The organism is Flavobacterium sp. LB2P53, from assembly GCF_003970305.1.
Lineage (GTDB): Bacteria > Bacteroidota > Bacteroidia > Flavobacteriales > Flavobacteriaceae > Flavobacterium.
This window is the reverse complement of record NZ_RYDG01000011.1, coordinates 1-22,001: the sequence shown is the minus strand read 5'-3', so window position 1 is coordinate 22,001 and position 22,001 is coordinate 1. Positions and strand designations below refer to the sequence as shown.

22 protein-coding genes and 1 tRNA gene are annotated in these 22,001 nt (G+C 33.8%); 12 read left to right on the top strand and 11 right to left on the bottom strand.

From position 1 onward, the window contains the following. Positions 1 to 6 precede the first annotated feature (6 nt). A complete protein-coding gene (locus tag EKL95_RS12705) occupies positions 7 to 360 on the top strand; it encodes a hypothetical protein (RefSeq protein WP_126564351.1) in 354 nt (117 codons plus the stop codon). 32 nt (positions 361 to 392) lie between these two features. Next, entirely contained in the window at positions 393 to 1,667 is a 1,275-nt protein-coding gene (locus EKL95_RS12700) for a hypothetical protein (protein WP_126564350.1), read from the top strand. Between the two features lie 213 nt (positions 1,668 to 1,880). Here EKL95_RS12700 and EKL95_RS15330 read toward each other — a convergent pair whose 3' ends face one another. The 4 genes from EKL95_RS15330 to EKL95_RS12685 form a co-directional block, all read right to left on the bottom strand. Further along, complete coding sequence (locus EKL95_RS15330; RefSeq protein ID WP_255416249.1) at positions 1,881 to 2,012, bottom strand: hypothetical protein; 132 nt, start codon at positions 2,010 to 2,012, stop codon at positions 1,881 to 1,883. A 305-nt stretch (positions 2,013 to 2,317) separates the two neighbouring features. Continuing rightward, on the bottom strand, positions 2,318 to 4,441 hold the full coding sequence (locus EKL95_RS12695) for an ATP-binding protein (protein ID WP_126564349.1): 2,124 nt from the start codon (positions 4,439 to 4,441) through the stop codon (positions 2,318 to 2,320). 143 nt (positions 4,442 to 4,584) lie between these two features. After that, on the bottom strand, positions 4,585 to 5,526 hold the full coding sequence (locus EKL95_RS12690; RefSeq protein WP_126564348.1) for a hypothetical protein: 942 nt from the start codon (positions 5,524 to 5,526) through the stop codon (positions 4,585 to 4,587). A 346-nt stretch (positions 5,527 to 5,872) separates the two neighbouring features. Continuing rightward, positions 5,873 to 5,949: transfer RNA gene (locus tag EKL95_RS12685), tRNA-Ala, on the bottom strand. Positions 5,950 to 6,074: 125 nt separating this feature from the next. On the opposite strand from EKL95_RS12685, the gene EKL95_RS12680 reads away from it, so the two are divergent. The 4 genes from EKL95_RS12680 to EKL95_RS12665 all read left to right on the top strand — a co-directional run bounded on the left by EKL95_RS12680 (position 6,075) and on the right by EKL95_RS12665 (position 8,683). After that, complete coding sequence (locus EKL95_RS12680; RefSeq protein ID WP_126564347.1) at positions 6,075 to 6,842, top strand: enoyl-CoA hydratase/isomerase family protein; 768 nt, start codon at positions 6,075 to 6,077, stop codon at positions 6,840 to 6,842. 262 nt (positions 6,843 to 7,104) lie between these two features. After that, positions 7,105 to 7,569 carry a 6-pyruvoyl trahydropterin synthase family protein gene (locus EKL95_RS12675; RefSeq protein ID WP_126458035.1) on the top strand — a complete coding sequence of 155 codons (465 nt, stop codon included), beginning with the start codon at positions 7,105 to 7,107 and terminating at the stop codon, positions 7,567 to 7,569. A gap of 4 nt (positions 7,570 to 7,573) precedes the next feature. Then, positions 7,574 to 8,326, top strand: a complete 753-nt coding sequence (locus EKL95_RS12670; protein WP_126564346.1) for a UDP-2,3-diacylglucosamine diphosphatase — start codon at positions 7,574 to 7,576, stop codon at positions 8,324 to 8,326. Between the two features lie 150 nt (positions 8,327 to 8,476). Continuing rightward, complete coding sequence (locus EKL95_RS12665) at positions 8,477 to 8,683, top strand: hypothetical protein (protein ID WP_126564345.1); 207 nt, start codon at positions 8,477 to 8,479, stop codon at positions 8,681 to 8,683. Between the two features lie 58 nt (positions 8,684 to 8,741). Here EKL95_RS12665 and EKL95_RS12660 read toward each other — a convergent pair whose 3' ends face one another. The 6 genes from EKL95_RS12660 to EKL95_RS12635 form a co-directional block, all read right to left on the bottom strand. After that, entirely contained in the window at positions 8,742 to 9,098 is a 357-nt protein-coding gene (locus EKL95_RS12660) for a hypothetical protein (protein ID WP_126515207.1), read from the bottom strand. Between the two features lie 255 nt (positions 9,099 to 9,353). Next, positions 9,354 to 10,622: an MFS transporter gene (locus tag EKL95_RS12655; RefSeq protein WP_126561297.1), complete on the bottom strand. Its 1,269-nt coding sequence runs from the start codon at positions 10,620 to 10,622 to the stop codon at positions 9,354 to 9,356. A 10-nt stretch (positions 10,623 to 10,632) separates the two neighbouring features. Beyond that, positions 10,633 to 12,324, bottom strand: coding sequence for a single-stranded-DNA-specific exonuclease RecJ (gene recJ / locus EKL95_RS12650; RefSeq protein WP_126564344.1), 1,692 nt, complete (start codon positions 12,322 to 12,324; stop codon positions 10,633 to 10,635). 106 nt (positions 12,325 to 12,430) lie between these two features. Beyond that, the gene (locus tag EKL95_RS12645; RefSeq protein WP_126561299.1) at positions 12,431 to 12,775 is read right to left on the bottom strand and encodes a HopJ type III effector protein; all 345 of its coding nucleotides are present in this window, start codon (positions 12,773 to 12,775) and stop codon (positions 12,431 to 12,433) included. Positions 12,776 to 12,788: 13 nt separating this feature from the next. Continuing rightward, positions 12,789 to 13,502: a 16S rRNA (cytidine(1402)-2'-O)-methyltransferase gene (rsmI, locus tag EKL95_RS12640; protein ID WP_126451961.1), complete on the bottom strand. Its 714-nt coding sequence runs from the start codon at positions 13,500 to 13,502 to the stop codon at positions 12,789 to 12,791. 77 nt (positions 13,503 to 13,579) lie between these two features. Beyond that, complete coding sequence (locus EKL95_RS12635) at positions 13,580 to 14,656, bottom strand: hypothetical protein (protein ID WP_126564343.1); 1,077 nt, start codon at positions 14,654 to 14,656, stop codon at positions 13,580 to 13,582. A 248-nt stretch (positions 14,657 to 14,904) separates the two neighbouring features. On the opposite strand from EKL95_RS12635, the gene EKL95_RS12630 reads away from it, so the two are divergent. Beyond that, on the top strand, positions 14,905 to 15,495 hold the full coding sequence (locus tag EKL95_RS12630; protein WP_126451959.1) for a thymidine kinase: 591 nt from the start codon (positions 14,905 to 14,907) through the stop codon (positions 15,493 to 15,495). 423 nt (positions 15,496 to 15,918) lie between these two features. Here EKL95_RS12630 and EKL95_RS12625 read toward each other — a convergent pair whose 3' ends face one another. Next, a complete protein-coding gene (locus tag EKL95_RS12625) occupies positions 15,919 to 16,524 on the bottom strand; it encodes a thioredoxin family protein (RefSeq protein WP_126458013.1) in 606 nt (201 codons plus the stop codon). Between the two features lie 105 nt (positions 16,525 to 16,629). Here EKL95_RS12625 and EKL95_RS12620 point away from each other — a divergent pair, with 105 nt between their 5' ends. The 5 genes from EKL95_RS12620 to EKL95_RS12600 all read left to right on the top strand — a co-directional run bounded on the left by EKL95_RS12620 (position 16,630) and on the right by EKL95_RS12600 (position 21,224). Continuing rightward, a complete protein-coding gene (locus EKL95_RS12620) occupies positions 16,630 to 17,409 on the top strand; it encodes a patatin-like phospholipase family protein (RefSeq protein WP_126451957.1) in 780 nt (259 codons plus the stop codon). Between the two features lie 68 nt (positions 17,410 to 17,477). Beyond that, positions 17,478 to 18,185 (top strand): UMP kinase, encoded by a 708-nt coding sequence (gene pyrH / locus EKL95_RS12615; protein ID WP_126458007.1) that lies wholly within the window; start codon positions 17,478 to 17,480, stop codon positions 18,183 to 18,185. Between the two features lie 70 nt (positions 18,186 to 18,255). Continuing rightward, positions 18,256 to 18,819, top strand: coding sequence for a ribosome recycling factor (frr, locus tag EKL95_RS12610; protein ID WP_126451955.1), 564 nt, complete (start codon positions 18,256 to 18,258; stop codon positions 18,817 to 18,819). 199 nt (positions 18,820 to 19,018) lie between these two features. Beyond that, a complete protein-coding gene (locus tag EKL95_RS12605; RefSeq protein WP_126564342.1) occupies positions 19,019 to 20,746 on the top strand; it encodes a hypothetical protein in 1,728 nt (575 codons plus the stop codon). Between the two features lie 4 nt (positions 20,747 to 20,750). Next, positions 20,751 to 21,224: a hypothetical protein gene (locus tag EKL95_RS12600; RefSeq protein WP_126458001.1), complete on the top strand. Its 474-nt coding sequence runs from the start codon at positions 20,751 to 20,753 to the stop codon at positions 21,222 to 21,224. Positions 21,225 to 22,001 lie beyond the last annotated feature (777 nt).

Genomic DNA, 22,001 nt, shown 5'->3' with positions numbered 1-22,001 from the left:
TAGCAAATGCACTCAACACTAAAAAACAGAATGTATCTCAGTAATTTATCTAATCTGATAAATAGAAAAGATAAAAGAAGTATTCGCACTTGGTGTATAAATAGCCATTTGCCGATATATAGAAATTCATCTGGAGAATTTGTAAATGAAAATGAATTTGAACTAGCTTATAATATGCCTCTGATAAAAGAATTAAAACTAAAACATGGTGATAGTTGGATTGAATATTATGAGGCATATAATAAAGGTGAGTTGTATAAAATGTTGGATTTGAATACAACAAATACAATTAAAGAAAAAACAGGATATGTTCCAAAAGGTAAATTATCCGCAAAATTATTTGGTGGGTCACCAAAATAAATTACACTCGCATTAAAATTAATATCAGAAAAATGAAAATACTCAAATATAAAAAATTTACTGGATTGCATATAGTTTGCAAGAAATGTAATAAGCTGATTGAGGTGTCGCAAGCCTCATATAAGGGCTGTGGTCACCCGATAGAACGTCAGAAATACAAAGCAATAATCAAGCTAAATGGAATCCGTAAAACAAGGGATTTGAAAGCATTGGAGTATGATGATGCAGTAGCAGAATTATTAGAATTCAAAAATCAATTATCAACCCCATTTAAATTTGTAACCCCTTCGCCAAAAGCAGAAGTTAAACATGAATTGTTGAAAGAATGTATAATGATGTATAGTGATTGGTTAGAAAATGTTGATGTGCCGAAACACCTACAAATTATCCGTTCCAATGGTTATGTTAAATCAACTGTTCGCTATGTTTTGAATTTCACGGATTTTTTGCAGGCTAATTCTATCAATCTAAACAAGTTTAAAATCTATGATTTGGATGATGTAATTGTCGGTAAGTATTACGAATATTTAGAACCATTGTGCAAATCAACATCAACTTATAATCACAACACCAAAGCATTGAAGAATTTTAATAGCTTTTTGATAGATAAAAAGGGATATTTAATTCCAAATTTCTTCAAGGATGTCAATCTAAAATATGAAAATGCGAATCCGATTAGCGTTAATGATGATGATTTTATCAAGTTGTTGGATGCTATATCAGATGTTGATACCGTTCATATTTTCAAAACAGGTGAAAGAAAGAATATGTACAGACCTTATACGAGGGATGCGATTGAATTGGTTGCGTTCACTGGAATGCGAATTGAAGAATCAATGATTTTAAAGTATTCTGATATTGTTTTGGGTAGTGATGGTAAAATTGAACATTTAATTGGGACAGATTTAAAATTTGATAGAGCTCATAACTGGAACAACACCAAAGAACCTAAAAAGGTATTGATTCCGTGTACCAAGGAATTGGAGAATTTGTTGATTCGATTGAATTATAAAGAGAATTTGGGGGCGGATAAGTATTTGATTGCTGGTGATGAGAAGATAAAAAGGAAAACCATAGCGGTCCAATTGAGTGATTCGTTTACGTTTTATCGGAATAAAGCACAAATCTCAAATAAGTTTACTTTGAAACATTTAAGAAAAACATTTTTAACCAAATTACATATAAAAACTGGTTTTGTTGAAAGTATGGGTTATCAAAAATCGGGGAAGGTGACTATGACGAACTATATTGATAAAGTTGAGGTGGTGAGAGAAGTGAATAGACAAGGGTTTGGATATTTTGGTTAGCTTTTAGCTGGTCATTTTGAATTGGAATTGGGTTGTCAATTTCACTAGAATTTGCAAATAATACCACCAATAAAATTGGAAATAGTTTTAAACCAATTTACTCTTATATTTGAAAAAAGGCTTAGATTATAAAATCCAAGCCTTAACTTTTTAACTTTCACACTTTATAAGATAATACCTTTTAAAAATTCGTCCATTCAAATAATCATAAATTTACTTTTTTTCTGAACTTTTGGACGGTTTCAACGAGGGTGTATTCCCTGGTGTACTTTTATTATCACGTTGACGTTGGTCGGGTTTTCCTGTTGATGTTGCTGTTCTTTTAGGTCCTGGTTTAAGTGCCATAATTTCAAATTTTAGTTAGTTATAAAGTTAAAATAATTCATTGTCAATTCATATTACTTGATTGTAATGACTGCTTTAGGTACACTACTTTGTTATTCTAATTTGCCAAATCATCCCAAATGCAAAACCAACTTTCAATTAAGCCAAATGCCCAAATCTGTTTTAGTAGCTGTTATACTTTCGGTTTTTCTATTTATTTCAATTTTCGGTTTAACGAAAACTTGATGTGAAACGGTAATTCCACTAAACTCCAGCTAGCTCAAAATGGCCGTTAGCTGAAGGCCTTTTCTTAGGGTTTGCAATAATCAATCAAAATTTTCTTTTGTTAGTTTTTTGATAAATATATTATTTCGATTTTTTGCTCGTTCAAGGAGTGTTGAATATTTTACAACTTCAGTATAAAGTGTACCGTCTTTACCTTCATTGCTGAACATTCCAGCTATAGTTTTTGATGGCCTAAACAAATAATCAAAATTATATGCGTTTTTGAAATCAGCATCATAAGCTCTAACGTCATTTGGTTCAATTTTTTCCCCGATTAAATATCCGTAAAATGTAGTTAATTTCATTTCTGGAATTGAAAAATTTCTTAATAAAGTTGCGTAATTATTGATTTGATTCAAGTGGTCAGATACACTAACAGTAGGGTTTTTAAACTCAATAATTATACATTTCTCCTCTTGAGGAAATAATAAAATGTCGGGTCTTTTATGAAGCCTATTTTCGCCAATAGATGTTATAAATTTATTTTCTTCTTCCGATAGGTCTTCTCGAATAATATTTTCTCCTTTAAATTTTATTTCTGATAATTTGGATTCAGAAATTCCTTGAAAATAGATAAAATCTTCATTTATAATCCATAAGTCACTTTTATCTGGTGACGTTGTATTTTGTTGAAAAATTAAATTATGTAATAATGCTTCATCATTATTTCTTGAACCATCATTTTGAACTGATAATTTACTGTTTAAAATTAATGAAAATAATTCAAGAACAAGTTTTCTTCGAGCAACGTAGTGAGTTAATTCAACTTTATTCTGTTGTGGAATTACTTTAACTATTCGGTCAATTTCTTCATCAAGTATATTCGAATAATCGTCAGAAGTTGTATCCAAATGATTTAATCTTTCTATACTATTTTTTAAATTTGAATCTAATTCAGCTTTTTTTTTCGCTTCTGCAGTGTAGAATTTTTCCAATATTTTTTTATCACTATCATTTATAGAAATTTCAATTTCTAAATCTTCGGGCAATAAAAACATTTCTTTAAGATTCTTTAAATCTAATTGATGTTTTTCTTGTATCTTTTCTATTTGTGGATACAAATGATAAATCGAACTGTTTAACTTGTTTTCAAGAAGGTCAAGAATTATTACTTCGTCGTTAAAAATATTTGCGTAGTTTGAAAAAATTTCGTTCGTAAGAATATCAAATTCGCCTCTTTCGTTAGTGTCTTTGTCATCTAGATAATCACTAGATACTAAAAAAAGAAAATGGCTATTATCAATTACTTCGTCTTTAGAAAGAGAAAGTAAGTTAATTTCGAAATTTTCAATTACTTCGTGCTTGCTTGTTAGCTTTAAATCATTCTGTTTTAAAAATGACTTGTCTAATTTATAAGAATTTATTGTGAAATTTTCAAAATTTTCAGTTTCAATGATGGTTTTCGCATCATCGGAAATCTTGGAATAATTAACTTTTACATTAGCAGTATTATCAATTTCTGGAATATCGGATTCTGAAATTGTTGATTTATTTTCTAAATCGTTAAATACATAATGCTCTATAGTAATTTCAGGTAAGCTATTTTTGTTTAAACAAAAATATTGAATATATCTTTTTATAAATGCATCTTTTAAATTAACGTCATTTAATGTGTGATATATGTTTCTTGTTGGGTCTAAAAGACCTTCAAAAGTCAATACAGTTCCAGATGAATCATCATCAATTTTGACATCGCTTTTGTGAAATATTATTGAATTATTTTTCAGGTAATCATCTTTTTTTGAAACGAAAAATTCTCTTTCTCTATAACTTCCATTATCTTGATATTTACTTTTTATTTTAGTCGTATCAAAATAGTGTGCGTATTGTATCCTTCCCGAACCAAGATTTTTGAAGCCTTTTGTAAAATCTTTATAAGTATTGAATCTTTTAAATTCTTTATCATCAAATCCAATACCATTATCGCTTATTTGAAGTTTTGAAAAAGTAAAACTTTGGTCTGTATTCTGTATTGAAAATATTTTTATTTCAATTTTACCTTTGAAGTCCTTTTTTAGATTTTCTTTTATTTTAACTGCTTCAAGTGAATTTGTAAATGCTTCATAAACGGGTTGTAAAGACGTTTTTGAACGTTTTATATCTCTTATTACTCCTTCGTAATAGACGCCATCTCCACTAATATGTGTATAATCTTCAAATTTCATTTTCAATCTTTAATTGATTACCAAAGTACGATTATTATAGTTGATTTCTTATGACCGCAGATTTTTTTTTAGGCTTTCAAATACAAACCAATTTTTCCATTAAGCCAAGTGCCCAAATCCGTTGTAACTGTTACCAGTAGCCTTTAGACTTCAAGATTAACTCCATATCTTCTTTTCAAATCTTCCAAAGTAGTTGGAGATTGATGTATTTTTTCTTCGTCCCATAAAATTTTACCCGAAGCATAATCAAAACTTTTACAATCGCTTAAACCATGGAATAAATAACCGCCTCTACCGTTTGTTACATCCATTTGGCAAACGCTATCTTTAACTTCAATAAGTTCATATTTTTTATCAAAAACATCTGGTTTAATTGCTAAATTTTCAAACGATAATCGTTCTTTAACACTTGGATAATATATAGCCTCAATAGTTCCATTTTCAAAATCATTAAATATTTTATTTGAAAAGTATGAACTGAAAATATAGTCGTAATGATTATTTGGGTTTACATTTTTTGTAAATACATCAGCGATAAATTGTACTAAAACATCAATTTTCTCTTGTTCAAATTTCGGATATTCTTTTAGTCTCTTTTTAAAGATTTTATTTATTTCAAAAGAACGAATATTTACAACATCGTGCAATGGCTGGTTCTTAAAAATTGGACAATATAATAAAGTTTGATTTTTTTTAAGTCTCCATTTAGATTCAGTAATCAAGTCTCCAACTCTAGGCTGACTTTCATTCATAGCTGTAAACCCAAGAAATGATGAATATAGAACCGATTGGTTCGGATAATTACAACGTCCATATTTTGAAACCTTATCTTTTGGGGGATATTTTAGATATTTTATATCTCGTATTCTTTTGTTTTCGCCTAAAACTCTTTTGTTAATTGTCAGTCTATGTATTTCTGGAAATTCATCTTCTAGCACTAAATGCGCAAAAAAAGGAATTGTGTTGTCAAGCATTTGTATTATCGATTTCTCTATTGCTGAAGAAACTCCATCGTCAGAAAGTTGTTTTAAATACCTTATAAGTTCTTTAAAGTTCTGCAAATTTGCCAAATGCTCTTCGGTCATAGATACGTGATTTAAGGTTACTGGTAACTTGTATATACTCGCTATAGAATAGCGTATTGCTCTCAAATATATAAAAATATTCTTATAAATAATTAAAAGAAAGAACTCTTTGTTGAATACCAATGTCTAATGAAAATTTAGGACAATAGCTAATCAATACATTTAATAGAAGTAGTTAGGTAGAAAACAGAAAGGGATTTGGGTACTTTAGGAATTAAGTGTTTAAGCCAAAAAAAAGCTACATGGGTGAGGCTTCCTTTTTACACTTAGAATATCAAAAGTACACTCAATAGGTACACTTAGACTCAATAAAAAAGCCTCACATTGCTGTAAGGCTTGATTTTACTGGTGGAGAATACCGGATTCGAACCGGTCACCTCTTGCCTGCCAGGCAAGCACTCTAGCCAAATGAGCTAATCCCCCAAACTAGTTCGCAAATATAACATATAAATTTCCCAAAAAGCAAATTTCAAAATACAAATCCATTCTATTTGAAAAAAAGTCAAATCCTCCTTTACTTTTTTTAACTTTACATCAAAATCCTCACTATGGTATCAGAAAATCCAATAGGTTCGCTCTTCACAACAATTGAAAATAATATTGCTACCGTTACATTTGGTCATCCTTCGAGCAATTCTTTTCCAAGAGAATTGTTGGATCTTTTAACGAATGAGTTCACTATTTTGAGCACAAATTCAGCCGTTTCAGTGATAGTTATACAAAGTGAAGGCTCGGGTGCCTTTTGTGCGGGTGCTTCTTTTGATGAACTTTTAGCTGTTTCCAATGAAGAAGCAGGAACACAATTTTTTTCTGGATTTGCGCATTTGATCAATGCGATGCGTTCATGTTCCAAGCTTATCGTCGGGCGCATTCATGGAAAAGCAGTTGGTGGAGGCGTAGGAATTGCTTCCGCCTGTGATTATGCATTGGCGACAAAAAATGCATCAATAAAATTATCAGAATTGGCGATCGGAATTGGTCCCTTTGTAATAGAACCTGTCGTTTCGAAGAAAATCGGAAAAACGGCAATGGCCGAAATGACCCTCGCAGCCCATGAATGGAAAACTGCTGATTGGGCCACAGCCAAAGGATTATACGCTAATACTTTTGAAACCATAACAGAACTGGATGCCGCAATAGCTGATTTCACTGGTAAATTATCCGGTTACAATCCAAAAGGTTTATTGGAGATGAAAAAGGTTTTCTGGGAAGGAACGCAACATTGGGATACATTGTTGCTAGAACGCGCCGCGATTTCGGGTAAATTGGTGTTGTCTGATTTTACCAGAAAAGCATTGTCCCAATTCAAAAAGTGATTTTCGAAGGATTTATTCTGAATTTATTTCAGGAGCTATTTCCTGCTGTACACTATATCTTTTTATAAGGTGGAAAAAAATCACCTTATAAAAAGGATGCCGTTTCCATCAGGGCTAGAACATTTGTGGATTATCAAATTCGGATTACAAACAAAATAATTTCATCCTATCTCCCTCCACTTTGGGGAGGGTTGGGGAGGGAAAATATTTACATCCCATTTCTCATATCAATTTGCTAAATTTGCATCAAAATTAAACTCCAATGAGCAATATCAGAATTACTAAACAATTTAGTTTCGAAACCGGTCACGCCTTATATGGCTATGATGGGAAATGTAAAAATGTCCACGGACATAGTTATAAATTGTCAGTAACGGTAATTGGAACCCCAATTTCAGATCGCTCTAATGTGAAATTTGGAATGGTGATTGACTTCACGGATTTAAAGAAAATTGTAAAAGAAGAAATAGTAGATCAGTTTGACCATGCGACTGTTTTCAACGGAACAACCCCGCATATCGAATTGGCAAACGAATTAATAGTTCGCGGACACCATGTTATTTTAGTAGAGTACCAACCAACAAGCGAAAATATGGTAGTTGATTTTTCTCAAAGAATCATCAGAAGATTACCCGAAGGAATCACCCTTTTCTCTTTGAAATTACAAGAAACCGAATCTTCTTTCGCGGAATGGTTTGCCAGTGATAATGTGAAATCCATACTGTAACTTCATGCAATTACACAATAACAAAAAAATATATTTTGCCTCCGACCAGCATTTTGGAGCACCGACACCCGAATTGAGTTTCCCGAGAGAACAAAAATTCGTAGCTTGGCTCGACCAAGTAAAAGACGATGCTGAAGCTATTTTTCTATTGGGCGATTTATTTGATTTTTGGTTCGAATACAAAACCGTAGTTCCAAAAGGGTTTATCCGTATTTTAGGTAAATTGGCCGAAATCCGAGACAGTGGAATCCCTATTTATTTCTTCGTGGGAAACCATGATTTATGGATGGAAGATTATTTTCAGAAGGAATTGAACATTCCAGTTTTTCATGACAATCAAGAATACACTTTTGGAGATAAAACATTCCTCATTGGCCACGGTGACGGAAAAGGTCCGGGCGATTTAGGATACAAACGCATGAAAAAAATATTTGCAAATCCGTGTTTCAAATGGCTTTTTAGATGGCTTCATCCTGATATTGGCGTGAAATTGGCGCAATACCTTTCGGTAAAAAACAAACTGATTTCTGGCGATGAAGATGTGACCTTTCTTGGCGAAGACAATGAATGGCTGATTCTCTATTCCAAAAGAAAACTGGAAACCAAACATTACAATTACCTTATTTTTGGCCACCGTCATTTGCCTATGAAAGTAACCGTAGGAGAAAATGCCGAATATGTGAATTTGGGTGACTGGATTACGTATTTTACCTATGGTGTTTTTGATGGTGAGACTTTCGAAATCAAAAAGTATTAATAAATTTTCAAGATATCCTGCTTAAGCTTAACCCGCTGTTTTTAATTAAATAAAAAACTTACAAATAAGTATTAGTGGCTCATTAATGTTTCCTTTTTGTATATATTTGATGTAATTAAACTTAGAAATTATTTAATAAAAATAAAAATTATGAAAACTGAAAATAAATTAACCAAATTTTTTATTTATTTAGGGATTATATTGTTAACGGTCGGATTATTATCTGTTGATTTAGATGATTTTTCTTTTGAATATAATAAAAAATCATATTTCAAAATTATCGTTGCAGTTGTATTTTTAATGATTTCGTTTTACAGAATACAAAACGAGAAACATACCAATCAAATTAAAAACTAAAAAGTATAGAAGAGAATGCTTTTTGTCTATTTTATAATTATTGCAAAAATTCCAATCTCTAATTCATACCCACACCATACAAATAATCATCTAGATTTATTTTAAACAAAGTGCCTTCTACCAAATCTTTTACGGCATCTAATTCTTCCATGGAAACGGCCAAATCAATTTGGGAACAAGGTGTTTTTAGTAAAAATTTGTGGCATTTGTTTTTCAGTTCACAATCATCGCAACATCTGTTTTGGATATAGCTGTCTTCAATACAACGTTTAAATAGTTGCAGTTCCTGTTGGGTAAAATAAAAACCCATTTCTCTAAAAACCAATTGGACTTTGTCCAGTACAACGTCATTATCTTTTCTCCAGTAGAAAGCAGTGCCTAAATTGTTATGATATATTTGTTTTATTTCTTGCATGTTTCATTAGTTTGAAGCAAATATAAGTATTATTTATATTTGTTCTAAATAATAAAACATAAAAAAGCATAAAAGTTTGGTAAAATAATCTTGAGATTTTTTTAAAATAGCATGTTTAATGCCATTCTACTTTTGTAATTAACAACCGTGCAGTTTGTCATTTCGACGAAGGAGAAATCACATCAAGTTATTCAAATTGTGTGATTCCCCCTTGTCGGACACGAGTGATAGCAAACTGGCGAAGCAATGACAGTATTACTCGCTATTTTCATGTTCCTCAATATCTTTTTGCAAGTCCAGTTTTCTAAAAGTAGGGAATACAGCTCCTGTAATAAATACAGTAATCAGTGTCATGCTTCCACCAAAGACCACTGCGCTAACAGTTCCCATCAGCTTTGCGGTTAATCCACTTTCGAAAGCACCCAATTCATTAGACGAACCCACAAAAATAGAATTCACCGCTGCAACTCGGCCTCTCATGTGATCCGGTGTTTTCAATTGCAAAATAGTTTGGCGTATCACCACCGAAATCCCATCGAAAACACCGCTTAAAAATAAAGCCGCAACTGACAACCAAAAAATCGATGAAAGTCCAAAAACGATAATACAAATACCAAACGCAAAAATTGCCGACAACAGTTTCATACCCGCATTTTTGGTAAAAGGAATATAAGCGGATATTATTAGCATCAAAAATGCGCCAACTGCCGGTGCGGCTCTCAAAACACCAAACCCTTGGGGACCGACTTTCAAAATATCCTGTGCAAAAATGGGTAACAGCGCTACAGCTCCTCCAAAAAGGACGGCAATCATATCTAGTGATAAAGCACCTAAAATCGTTTTATTGTTGTAGACAAACTTCACACCTTCCTTCAAACTTTCCATAATAGGTTCGCCAATTTTTGGATTCAAAATAGGTTTCGTTGCAATTTGGGTTAAAGCGATTAACGCAAAAAGTGAACACCCCAAAACGATGGACATGGACCAATGAACACCAATCCAATTGATCGAAAAACCGGCTACCGCAGGTCCTAAAACGGAACTTATTTGCCAAACAGAACTGCTCCAAGTGGCAGCATTGGGATATAATTTTTTAGGAACAATCAAAGACAAAAGAGAAAATATCGTCGGGCCAAGAAAAGCACGAACCAATCCGCCTAAAAACACGAAAAAGTAAATAGAATATAAAATAGTTTGGGTAGAAAAGTCTTTTATAAAGGGTGGCCATGTAAATAAAAACAAGCCCAAACTAATAATTGAAAATCCTAATATGCATTTAAATAGCAATCCTTTTTTCTCCTTTTGATCGACTATATGTCCGGCAAATAAAGCCATTGAAATGGCTGGAATAACTTCCATTAATCCAATAATTCCTAAGGACAACGGGTTTTTGGTTAAACTGTAGACTTCCCATTCAATGACAATAAATTGCATCGACCAGCCAAAAACCATAGCAAAACGCAATAACAAAAAAATATTGAATTCTTTATACCGCAGTGCCGAATACGGGTCTTTTTTTTTCATAACAAAATAATCATTCTTTAATATCTCGCAATCGCAATTGCAAGCTTATTTTTCCTTTCCATTCGTTTTCATCAATGCAATAGACCGCTTGAAAAGGTTTTTGATGCGTAGTCAGTTCCATTTTGTCACCTAAGTTAAAACCAATTGCAGCAATACCTTCGGAATTATTTTGTTTGACAAAAAGTTTTAGGTGTTCCTCTTCTTGACCCATAGGTTTTACATAACCAGTGTCTTTAATGTTTTTAGTCAGGAAAATTGGCGTCATATTTTGTGGTCCGTACGGTTCAAATTGTTTCAGAATCCGGATTAGTTTTGGAGTAATATCCGCAAAATCAATCTCGGCGTCAACTGCAATTTCGGGTGTCAACATATCCGAATGAATGGTTCTTTCCACTTCTTTTTCGAAAGCGTCTTTAAAGATTTGATAGTTTTCTGCCGCCAATGTCATTCCCGCAGCATACATGTGACCGCCAAATTGTTCCAAATATTCTGTACACGCTTCGAGTGCATTATACACATCAAATCCTTTTACGGATCGTGCCGAAGCCGCATATTTATCCCCACTTTTGGTAAAAACAAGTGTTGGTCGATAATAGGTTTCTATCAATCGGGAAGCGACAATTCCAATCACACCTTTGTGCCAATCTTCTTGAAAAACTACGGAAGTAAAACGTTCTTTTTCATTGTTTTCCTCAATCTGTTGCAACGCTTCTTTGGTAATTAATTTATCTAAATCTTTTCGTTCAGAATTATATGCCTCAATTTCAGAAGCAAATTGTTGGGCTTGCTCAAAATCAAATTCGGTTAATAATTCTACCGCATGATTGCCGTGTTTGATCCGTCCGGCAGCGTTTATCCTGGGGGCGATGATGAAAACAACATCGGTAATGTCTAAAGTTTGTTTTTTTATCTGGTGGATTATAGCTTTGATTCCTGGTCTTGGATCCGTGTTTATAACTTGCAGTCCAAAATAAGCCAGCACCCGATTTTCTCCGGTCATCGGAACGATATCAGCGGCAATGGCAGCCGATACTAAATCCAGATACGGAACCAAATCCTCAATTGTCTGGTTTCGGTTGACACCCAAAGCCTGAATCAATTTGAAACCTATTCCACAACCACACAACTCATCATAAGGATAATTACAATCATCACGTTTTGGATCGAGAACAGCAACGGCTTCAGGCAGAGAATTTCCTGGTCTATGGTGGTCACAAATGATAAAATCGATGTTTTTTGCTTTGGCATACCCCACATGATCAATGGATTTTATACCACAATCCAAAGCGATGATAAGTGAAAATCCATTGTCATCAGCAAAGTCAATTCCTTTAAATGAAATTCCGTACCCTTCATCATAACGATCCGGAATGTAAGTCGCCACGTTTGGATAATAGGTTTTTAAATAGGAAGAAACGAGAGAAACTGCGGTGGTACCATCGACATCATAATCGCCAAAAACAAGAATATTTTCCTCATTTTCAATTGCTTTTTCGATTCTAGAAACTGCTTTTTCCATATCTTTCATCAAGTACGGATCGTGCAAATCATCTAAACTCGGACGAAAAAAGCGTCTGGCATCTTCAAAAGTTTCAATGCCGCGTTGCACTAATAAAGTGGCTACAAAATCTTCTACATTCAATGCTTTCGCCAAATCTTGAACGGCATTTTCGGAAGGTTTTGGTTTTAGGGTCCAACGCATATTGATTTGGGATTATAAAATTGTATTAGGAATTTTGTCAGGTCGAGCGCAGTCGAGACCAACTGATGTGTCTCGACTGCGCTCGACCTGACATCGGATTGTGATTTTATTTTGAAACCAAAGCACTTCCGTAAAATGCAATTCCATCCCATCCGGTTTTCATGAAATTGCGGATGTTTTGGTGATCTGTTCCGTTTGGATTTTGCAAAACATCTTCGTAATAATACGCTCCAAAACAGGCTAATGTTGCTGCTTCTGATAAACTTTGAATTTCAGCGAAAGCAAACAACTTGCAAGATCCTGAATTTTCTCCAGCTGCATTGTGTTGCAAACCATTCTCAAATGCCGTAGGAGTAAAATCGTAGTTATCTTCAATTGTTGCGATGGTTTCTACAAACGTGATCATTTCTGGCGTTTGCTTTAATTTATCTAAAAAGGATTCTAAATTCATAGTTTTTTATGGGTTATTCTTCTTCCGAAAATTTACTTTTTTTAGGTTCTTTAGTGATAGTTTTTCCACTGATCACGACGACAATTTCACCTCTTGGCGCTATTTTATTAAAATGATCGACCACTTCTTTCACGCTTCCGCGAACATTTTCTTCGTGTAGTTTGGATAATTCTCTGGAAACCGATATTTGGCGGTCTTCGCCAAAAAAGGTAATGAATTCCGCTAAAGTTTTTACTAATTTATGTGGAGAAACATATAAAATCATCGTTCTGGTTTCTTCTGCCAACGCTAAATATCTAGTTTGACGTCCTTTTTTATCAGGCAAAAAACCTTCGAAAACAAATTTATCATTGGGTAAACCACTGTTGACTAATGCCGGAACAAACGCCGTTGCACCCGGTAAACATTCCACATCAATTCCGTTTTCAACACAAGCGCGGGTCAGTAAAAAACCAGGATCAGAAATCGCTGGCGTTCCTGCATCTGAGATTAAGGCGATATTTTCTCCGGCTTTTAACCTCGAAATTAAATTCTCGATGGTTTTGTGTTCGTTGTGCATGTGATGGCTGTACATGTGAGTGCCAATTTCGAAATGCTTTAACAATTTTCCGCTTGTACGCGTATCTTCGGCGAGAATCAAATCGACTTCTTTAAGAATCCGAATCGCTCGAAAAGTCATATCTTCGAGATTGCCAATAGGCGTAGGAACGATGTATAATTTTGACATAGATAAAATAATTAAATACAAAATTTAAAGAAAGTCTGTATTTGTTCAAATGTATATTCAGAACAATTCAAGGCGATTTACAAAAATTTTTTCTCTATAATATCCATAAAACGTTCTTCATACTCTTGTTTTCCTTCCCAGTTGTTATAGTCCGGTTTTACCATTTCCTGGATAAAATCTCTGGTTTCATAGAAAGTATCAAATGTGATTAATTGATTTAAAACGCGGTTGTAATCTTCGCTGCTGTTTCCAAAAAGATGTTTTATAAAAGCAATGCGGTCATTTAAATCGATATTGATTCCTTTAGCTAATTTTTCGTTCAGCGAAACTATTTTTGACTCTGCTTTTTCGGTTGGTGCTGCGGGAGTACTTTCTGATTCCGGTTCTTCAGGTTGTAGATTTTCTTTTGGAGTTTCAATAACTATTGCTGTTGGAATGTTATCTACTTGCTGTTTTTTTACAAAAAGCGTGTCGTGATAATTGCCTCCTAATAAATCCTCAAAAGAGATTTGCACCGCTTGCGCTTTCTTTGGCATTTCCAATTCCGTCTGCGTTTCTTCTTCCTGTGATAATTCAAAAGCAGGTTCAAAAGGCGCTTCCGGTTCTGCTGTCTCATCCTCTGCTTCCGTTTCCGTAGCAACAACTGTTTCGCCGACTACCATTTCCTCTTCTTTTTCATGCTCCTCAAGTAGCGCTTCGGCTTGCTCTAAAGGCATTTCGATAGTTTTCTCAGCAGCTACTTCCTCAATAATTATTTCCTCTTCAGGAATTTTATCAGCTTCAGTTTCTTGGACTTCCACGGCACTTTCTTCTTCCGTTGCAACTGGATCCGGTTCCTCTGAAGGAGTTATTTCTTGGGTTTGTTCCAAAGTCGTTTCTACTGTTTCTTCAACTATTGTTTCTTCTAGTACCGCAACTGTTTGTGGTTGAACGGAATCAGTTGTATCAAAAACAGCTGCGATTTCTCTGCTGATTTCCGTTATACCAATGGTTGGTTTTGCTTCACTGAAATGTTCTTCCACAAATCGTAAGACAGAAAGTTTTTCGTATAACTTCTGTGTTTCCAGATATAATTGATTGATATCAGATTTATTTTTTAGCTGTAATATTCTGTGTGCAATGCTGATTAAATCGGCTTCCAATTTTTTTTTCATGTCTGTTGAAATTATAGGGTGTTAAGCGGGTCTTTTTTGATGCGTTTTCGTATTCCGTTTGATATCGTCCCAAGAAAAGGGAATCTTTGTGAACACGATTTTTATTTTTTTAAATAAGTGCTCTCGAATCTCCCATTTGATATAAATTTTATACTTTTGAAACGACGTAAAAGTATACAATTTTTAAGTCGGTTTCTTTATTATAAAGCAATAAAAACTATTCATTTTTTAAGTCAGAAAAATACAAAATGTTTCTCGAAAATACAGTAAATCACAAAGAACAATTTGGTTGGATCGAAGTCATTTGTGGCTCCATGTTTTCGGGTAAGACCGAAGAATTGATCCGTCGTTTGAGAAGAGCGCAATTTGCCAAGCAAAAAGTCGAAATTTTCAAACCAGCAATCGACACCCGCTATGATGATGAAATGGTGGTCTCTCATGATGCTAATGAAATCCGTTCTACGCCCGTTCCCGCTGCCGCAAATATTGCAATTTTGGCGCAAGGTTGTGATGTAGTGGGCATTGACGAAGCACAGTTTTTCGATGACGAAATTGTCAAGATCTGTAACGATTTGGCCAATCAGGGAATCCGTGTTATTGTGGCCGGATTGGATATGGATTTCAAGGGAAATCCTTTTGGCCCGATGCCTGCTTTAATGGCAACTGCTGAATATGTAACCAAAGTCCATGCCGTGTGTACCCGCACGGGAAATCTCGCGAATTACAGTTTCCGCAAAACCGACAATGACAAACTCGTCATGCTGGGCGAAACCGAAGAATACGAACCATTGAGCCGTGCTGCGTATTATCATGCGATGCGGAAAGATCAGGAGAAGTAAATCCTCTCCCCTTCTTAATTCCATTTTTTTCTGAAATTCCCAAGTTAGATAATTCACATACGAATAGGTTTTATTTAAATCCAATAAATTAATGTCTGTTATCACAACTATTCCTTTTTAACAAAACTACAAAAAAAGGATTCTCGTGGAATAACTTTGTTAAATTGATTCCTGCTATAACTGACAAATAGAATTTAGTCTGCACGGTTGAACTATATTTGAGACCAATAATCCTAAATCTGCAACTCTGATAGCAATAAAACAGGTGTTGTGGTATCGATAACTTGATAAATATCAGATATTTTTTTAAAATAGTTGGTTTTAAGACATGCTACCATAAAAGTACATGCCTGACTTCCTATAATCACTTTTTAAACAAAATAGGTTAGACTATTCAAAATTTGATGCGTATTGACTTAAAAATTACACCTCTAAATCAACCATTAAACCAATCAACTCCTTTTGGGTTGTTATCCCTTTATCGTGCAAATACCAGAGTTGTAAGTTGGTTTTTAAAGTTTCGTCAATAACGCCAAATTCTTTTTTATAATCCGCAACCAAATCAGCAGCAGCTTTAGGTCTTGGTCCCCAACTACCGAGTATAGCGCCTGTTGTTTTAGCGACAACGATCAATATAGGAATTGATTTTTTTTTGTTCGTCAGATATAAGTTCATTAGTTCTTCATTTTCATCACGCAGCACAATTCTCAAGTCAATTTTGCCAGATTGCACTGCCATTGTATTCATGATTGGCAACAACTGAGCAGCATCTCCGCACCAACCTTCTGAAATTACTACCCAAATGTATTCGCTTTTTAGATTCTTTAACTTAATCTGATTTTCTTCCGTAATTGTAATGGTTTTGTCCAAGCGATGCATACGGGTTTCATTCAGGGTGCTATACTGCGTCAAATTTTCGGATTGTTCCTTTCCTGTGGATTTTCCTTCCAATATTAAATCTGAAATAAGTTTTCTGTATTCGGTATAGGAATGACTGTTAAATAATGCTTTAGCTACAGGAATTTTCATAATACGTAAGTTGTTTACACAAAGTTAGCATAAAATTGGCCTATAAAGATGACTTATATCAGTTTCAATTCTACAAAAAGTGTATTTTTATCCTAAATTACAAAGATGGATTTAAAAACAAAATCGATAGGATTAGTTCTCTCCGGAGGCGGTTCTAAGGGTATTGCTCATGCTGGCGTGATCAAATTTTTAGAAGAAAAAAACATACGCCCGTCTCAGATAGCGGGCACGAGCGCAGGTGCTATTGTTGGTGCAATGTATGCCTGGGGAAAGACACCGGAGGAAATTCTGGAGTTTTTCAAGTCGATCTATCTTTTTCATTGGAAACATTTGACCTTTAAAAAGGCGGGGTTGATTGATTCAGAATCCTTCAAAAGTTATTTTCATACTATTTTTGGAGAGGCCGTTTTGGGCGATTTAAAAATTCCAATTCAAATTACAGCTACCGATATGGTTCGAGGAAAACTAAAAATATTTGCCCCCGAAACAAAAATTACAGATGCTGTTTTAGCTTCCTCGGCGTTTCCGGGTATTTTGTCCCCTTATGAAATAAAAGGAAGCATTTATAGTGACGGAGGGATCCTAAATCATTTTCCAACAGATATCCTGCAAGGACAATGCGATACCCTGATTGGTGTTTACGTGAGTCCCATTCAAAAAATAGACGCCAAAGATTTGAATACGATCAAAGCGGTAACGACTCGGGCTTTTGATATTCTTTCGGCAAATTCTAATATGCATAAATTTAACATCTGCGACTGGATCATAGAACCAAAGGATTTATGCCTGTACAGTACGTTTGAAACCAACCGAATTAAAATGGATGCCGTATTTAACATTGGCTATGAAGCCGCAAAAAAATCGTACGAAAAACTAAATTTATAAAATTTAAATAACGCATTTTTTAGAAAACAGAATATGTCTATATTTGCACCAATCAACTCAACACACACATGAAATACAAAAGAATTCTTCTTAAACTAAGTGGAGAAGCTTTAATGGGCGACTTGCAATACGGAATTGACCCAAAAAGACTAGCTGAATACGCTGACGAAATTAAACTAATTCATGATAAAGGAGTAGAAATAGCGATTGTAATAGGTGGTGGAAATATTTTTAGAGGAGTTGCCGGAGCCAGCGCAGGAATGGACAGAGTCCAAGGAGATTACATGGGAATGCTGGCCACTGTGATCAACGGAATGGCCTTACAGGGTGCACTGGAAGAAAAAGGAATGAAAACCCGTTTGCAAACGGCGTTAAAAATGGAATCCATTGCGGAACCTTATATCAAAAGAAGAGCAGACCGCCACCTGGAGAAAGGAAGAATTGTAATTTTTGGAGCCGGAACCGGAAATCCATATTTCACAACAGATACCGCAGCCGTTTTACGGGGTATTGAGATCAATGCTAATGTGATTCTAAAAGGAACTCGCGTGGATGGTGTGTATGATTGTGATCCGGAAAAAAATCCATCTGCCGTAAAATTCGATTTTATTTCCTTTGAAGATGTCCTCAAAAAAGGATTGAATGTAATGGACACAACCGCTTTTACATTAAGCCAGGAAAATAAATTACCAATCGTGGTTTTTGATATGAATAAAGTAGGCAATTTATTGAAAATCTGCGAAGGAGAAAACATAGGAACCGTAGTAAATATATAGTTAATGGTTCCTGGTTATAGCTTTTGGATTGCTCCAAATTTCTAAAACCCAAAACCCAAAACCTAAAAAAATGACTGAAGAAATTGAATTTATATTAGATAGCACCAAGGAATCCATGACCGGTTCTATTGCACATTTAGAAAAAGAATTTTTGAATATTCGTGCCGGAAAAGCATCTCCTGCCATGCTGGGAAGTGTTTTTGTTGATTATTACGGATCGGCAACACCGCTTTCGCAGGTATCAAAAATCAGTGTGCCTGATGCAAGAACAATTACGTTGCAACCTTTTGAAAAAAACATGCTACACGTGATTGAAAAAGCAATTATGGTGGCCAACATTGGTTTTAACCCAATGAATAACGGTGATGTAATTATCATCAGTGTTCCTGCACTAACTGAGGAAAGAAGACGTGATCTTGCCAAACAAGCCAAAGTTGAAGCCGAAGACGCTAAAGTGGGTATCAGAAATGCCAGAAAAGATGCCAACACTGAGATCAAAAAATTAGAAAAAGAAGGAACATCAGAAGACATTTGCAAAAGTGCCGAAGAAGAAGTGCAAAACTTAACCAATAGTTATATCCGTAAAATAGATGAACTTTTAGTGGTGAAAGAAGCTGAAATCATGAAGGTGTAAAACAACCTCAACACCTATTGAAACCCGTCCCGTTAGTATAATTGGACGGGTTTTCTGTTTTTTGTAAATATCACTACAAGTGGGTATTATAATTTATAAAATATTTCTTATTTTTATGAAATATTAACATTTAAAAATTTTATGAAAACAAACAAACAAACAGCTAAAAAACTATTTATGCAGGACAACTATCCTTGGCTTGGTTTTAATTTTACTTAGTTGTTGTGAAGATTTATATGAGGAAAATATTGATTCTTCAATTGGCAAAGCAACTATTACTGAAATGAAATTTGAAGAGCTTTTGGCAAAAGATTCTAAATTTAAAGACTTAGTTGAAAAAGTAGGTGGAAATTTGATTACAAAAAAAAATGCATTCAAAAAACAAAACGATTTTATCATCACTAACGACAATGTAAAAAAAATTAAATTAAATAATATTATTTCTTATACAATGGCAATAAAAAGAAACAATGCTACTGATAATTTAAGTTTTGAAAATTTAGTTATACAAGAAGAAATTAATACTAATTCAAGAGCATACATTTTAAAATATATACCTAATAATATTATATTATCAGAAGGTCAATTATTGAATTTTGAAGGTGAAATTCAAATGAATCGTTTAGAAAAAGCACCTAAATTTAATAACAACAAACCACAGAACCGAACCACAGAATCAGAATGTTTCGTATATGTAGAACAATTATGGTGTTCAGCACCTTATCAAGGTAGTACACAACATCATTTACCCGGTACGTCGTGTCAAGTTTCAACCCTCTATATAAGAACAGTTAAAGTATTAACACCTGATGCATGTGGTAGTACTGGTGGTGGAACAAGTGGTTCAACAGGAAGTGATGGTGGTTTTGGTGATCCCTACGGTACAGGAGGTGGCGGCGGCTACGACAATAGTGATTATCCAACAAAGGATACATATACGGAGAATTATCAACAATATATTACAATCCCTATATTGACTGCAGAAAATAGTTTTGATATAAAGAATACTGTGATTTTTAATAACAGTCTTTCTTTTCAGCAGCAACAATGGGCTATTGACAATCCTAATTCATACAATCAAATTATCCAATATCAAATAGACAACAAATGGAGCGATGAAAGTAAAGAATTTTCCTTACAAATAATAACACCATTAAGTGGAGACTCTTCATTAAAAATTGACATTGAGTCTTCTTTTAAATCACCAATGAATATTGATTGTTCAAGTATTCCCTATGATACTACAAAACCCGAAAATCAGAAGTTCAATGAATTATTCGATGCATTAAAAACGTCTGCTGAATTTAAAAAACTGTTTTTAGATATTTTCCACGATAGTAAACGATTTAATGTTAAATTTGAGATAGTCGATCGAGTATATGAAGACAATGATACTTCTAAACCAGAAGCTAATGCCACCACAAGTGAAGATCCTGTTACCAAAAATTTGACGATAAAAATTAGTAAACAATTACTTATTGCAGGAACAACAAGATCCCAAACCAATATTGAAAATGCAAAAACAATATTACACGAATGCATTCATGCTTATCTTTTTTCAAAAGCAGCTAATCCTACCGTTGGTGCAAATTTTGTTACAATTTTAAACACCATGTATCCTACTCCTAACGAACAGCACGATTTTATGTACGGCAAAATGATTCCTACAATGCAAAAAGTTCTAGGAGAAATAAGAGATTTGGTAACGACCGGACCGAAAAGAACTATCCTAGAAGCGTATACAATGCATCCGACAACAAATCCAATGACTTCTACTAGTTTTAATTGGCTAGACTTTTATAAATATATAAGTTTAAGTGGACTAAATGAAACAAGTTGTTTTAAAGTTGATTTTCCTAAAGACACTGATGCACAATCCCTCTTAAATCAATATATTAACGCAGGAAAAATAGAATTAGATAGATAGAAATATGAAAAACTTATACATAATGCTTTTGTTCGTTTCTGGTATTACTTATTGCCAAAACATTTCTTTAATCAAAAACTTAGATACAATATATGTAGACTTCAAAGAAAGCGCTACGCAAATTAAGACCGTTCTACCTAAAGATAATCCAGGGTTTAAGAGATGGTATATTATAAAATTTAAAGAAAAAAACAAGGATGAATATTTACAATTTAATGTAAGTGATTACCCCTCAACTACAAGAAGAGAAATAGGTGACAAATCAGATTTTAGATTTATCAAAAAATCGTATTTAAGGAAAAACAAGAAAAGGATAATTTCAGTAAATTTTTTTAAAAAATATGGCGTTTTCAAGAGCTATTATGAAGCGTTTGAAAAATGTAAAGTAATATACATAATTGACAGATCAGAGGAGAAAAATGGACAAATTCCTATTTATGAAGTGTCAATATCAAGTTCATATATGATGGGAGAGTAAAATTAGTGCTATTGTTACTAAAGCAAAACATTGACTGCAAAAGAACCTTGCTCATAAACCAAATCATCATATCATGAGACCTTACTTATTGCTAGTGCTACTGTTTTCTATAAAAGTGTTTAGCCAAAACTATAATTCTCTCAAAGAGTCCGAAACTATTTATATTGAATTCAAAGGAAAAAACAACGAAAAAAAATACGCTATTGATACTAGAATTCAACCAAATAATTTTGATGAGAGGGCGCTTACAATTTTGTTTTACCCGCAAAGTTCGGGCTTTACTTTCAACACCCAAAGTTTAAAAATTGAAAAAAAAAGAAGCAAATATTGTCTCTGAAGTTAGGAAAGTAAATAAATCATTTTAAAAAAAATAAAAAACATATAATTGGAATAAATTTTAAAAAAAAATATGAGCAGAATGACATTATATGTCAGTTGTTTACACAAAAAAAGTATTTTATATTATTGATTTTACCGTAAAGAAAAAAGTCAATGTTCTCTTATATGAAGTTAATTCGATGAATGTTTGTCCGGTGTTGGAATAATAAAATACGTTGATGCAAAACATTTTCCCGCTGCTTGAGCGAGCGTCCCGCTCGTAATTCCTATTAAGGATTAATATAATTTTGGTATGTGGTAGTGTTTTAAAATTAAAGTATGTGACAATATAGATTGTGTTCACGAGCGGGACGCTCGCGCGCAATGTCATTAAGTTAAGGTTTTATTGTTTTGATTTACAGCTATTTATTGTATTTAAAATTAGGTTTTTTATAGTAT

Coding starts and splice junctions, on each gene's coding strand:
- EKL95_RS12705 (WP_126564351.1), top strand. CDS start 7: ATGCACTCAACACTAAAAAACAGAATGTATCTCAGTAATTTATCTAAT.
- pyrH (WP_126458007.1), top strand. CDS start 17,478: ATGAAATACAAAAGAATTCTTCTTAAACTAAGTGGAGAAGCTTTAATG.
- EKL95_RS12695 (WP_126564349.1), bottom strand. CDS start 4,441: ATGAAATTTGAAGATTATACACATATTAGTGGAGATGGCGTCTATTAC.
- EKL95_RS12670 (WP_126564346.1), top strand. CDS start 7,574: ATGCAATTACACAATAACAAAAAAATATATTTTGCCTCCGACCAGCAT.
- EKL95_RS12645 (WP_126561299.1), bottom strand. CDS start 12,775: ATGAATTTAGAATCCTTTTTAGATAAATTAAAGCAAACGCCAGAAATG.
- EKL95_RS12600 (WP_126458001.1), top strand. CDS start 20,751: ATGAAAAACTTATACATAATGCTTTTGTTCGTTTCTGGTATTACTTAT.
- EKL95_RS12700 (WP_126564350.1), top strand. CDS start 393: ATGAAAATACTCAAATATAAAAAATTTACTGGATTGCATATAGTTTGC.
- frr (WP_126451955.1), top strand. CDS start 18,256: ATGACTGAAGAAATTGAATTTATATTAGATAGCACCAAGGAATCCATG.
- EKL95_RS12690 (WP_126564348.1), bottom strand. CDS start 5,526: ATGACCGAAGAGCATTTGGCAAATTTGCAGAACTTTAAAGAACTTATA.
- EKL95_RS12680 (WP_126564347.1), top strand. CDS start 6,075: ATGGTATCAGAAAATCCAATAGGTTCGCTCTTCACAACAATTGAAAAT.
- EKL95_RS12655 (WP_126561297.1), bottom strand. CDS start 10,622: ATGAAAAAAAAAGACCCGTATTCGGCACTGCGGTATAAAGAATTCAAT.
- EKL95_RS12630 (WP_126451959.1), top strand. CDS start 14,905: ATGTTTCTCGAAAATACAGTAAATCACAAAGAACAATTTGGTTGGATC.
- EKL95_RS12665 (WP_126564345.1), top strand. CDS start 8,477: ATGAAAACTGAAAATAAATTAACCAAATTTTTTATTTATTTAGGGATT.
- EKL95_RS12675 (WP_126458035.1), top strand. CDS start 7,105: ATGAGCAATATCAGAATTACTAAACAATTTAGTTTCGAAACCGGTCAC.
- EKL95_RS15330 (WP_255416249.1), bottom strand. CDS start 2,012: ATGGCACTTAAACCAGGACCTAAAAGAACAGCAACATCAACAGGAAAA.
- EKL95_RS12620 (WP_126451957.1), top strand. CDS start 16,630: ATGGATTTAAAAACAAAATCGATAGGATTAGTTCTCTCCGGAGGCGGT.
- EKL95_RS12625 (WP_126458013.1), bottom strand. CDS start 16,524: ATGAAAATTCCTGTAGCTAAAGCATTATTTAACAGTCATTCCTATACC.
- rsmI (WP_126451961.1), bottom strand. CDS start 13,502: ATGTCAAAATTATACATCGTTCCTACGCCTATTGGCAATCTCGAAGAT.
- EKL95_RS12635 (WP_126564343.1), bottom strand. CDS start 14,656: ATGAAAAAAAAATTGGAAGCCGATTTAATCAGCATTGCACACAGAATA.
- EKL95_RS12660 (WP_126515207.1), bottom strand. CDS start 9,098: ATGCAAGAAATAAAACAAATATATCATAACAATTTAGGCACTGCTTTC.
- recJ (WP_126564344.1), bottom strand. CDS start 12,324: ATGCGTTGGACCCTAAAACCAAAACCTTCCGAAAATGCCGTTCAAGAT.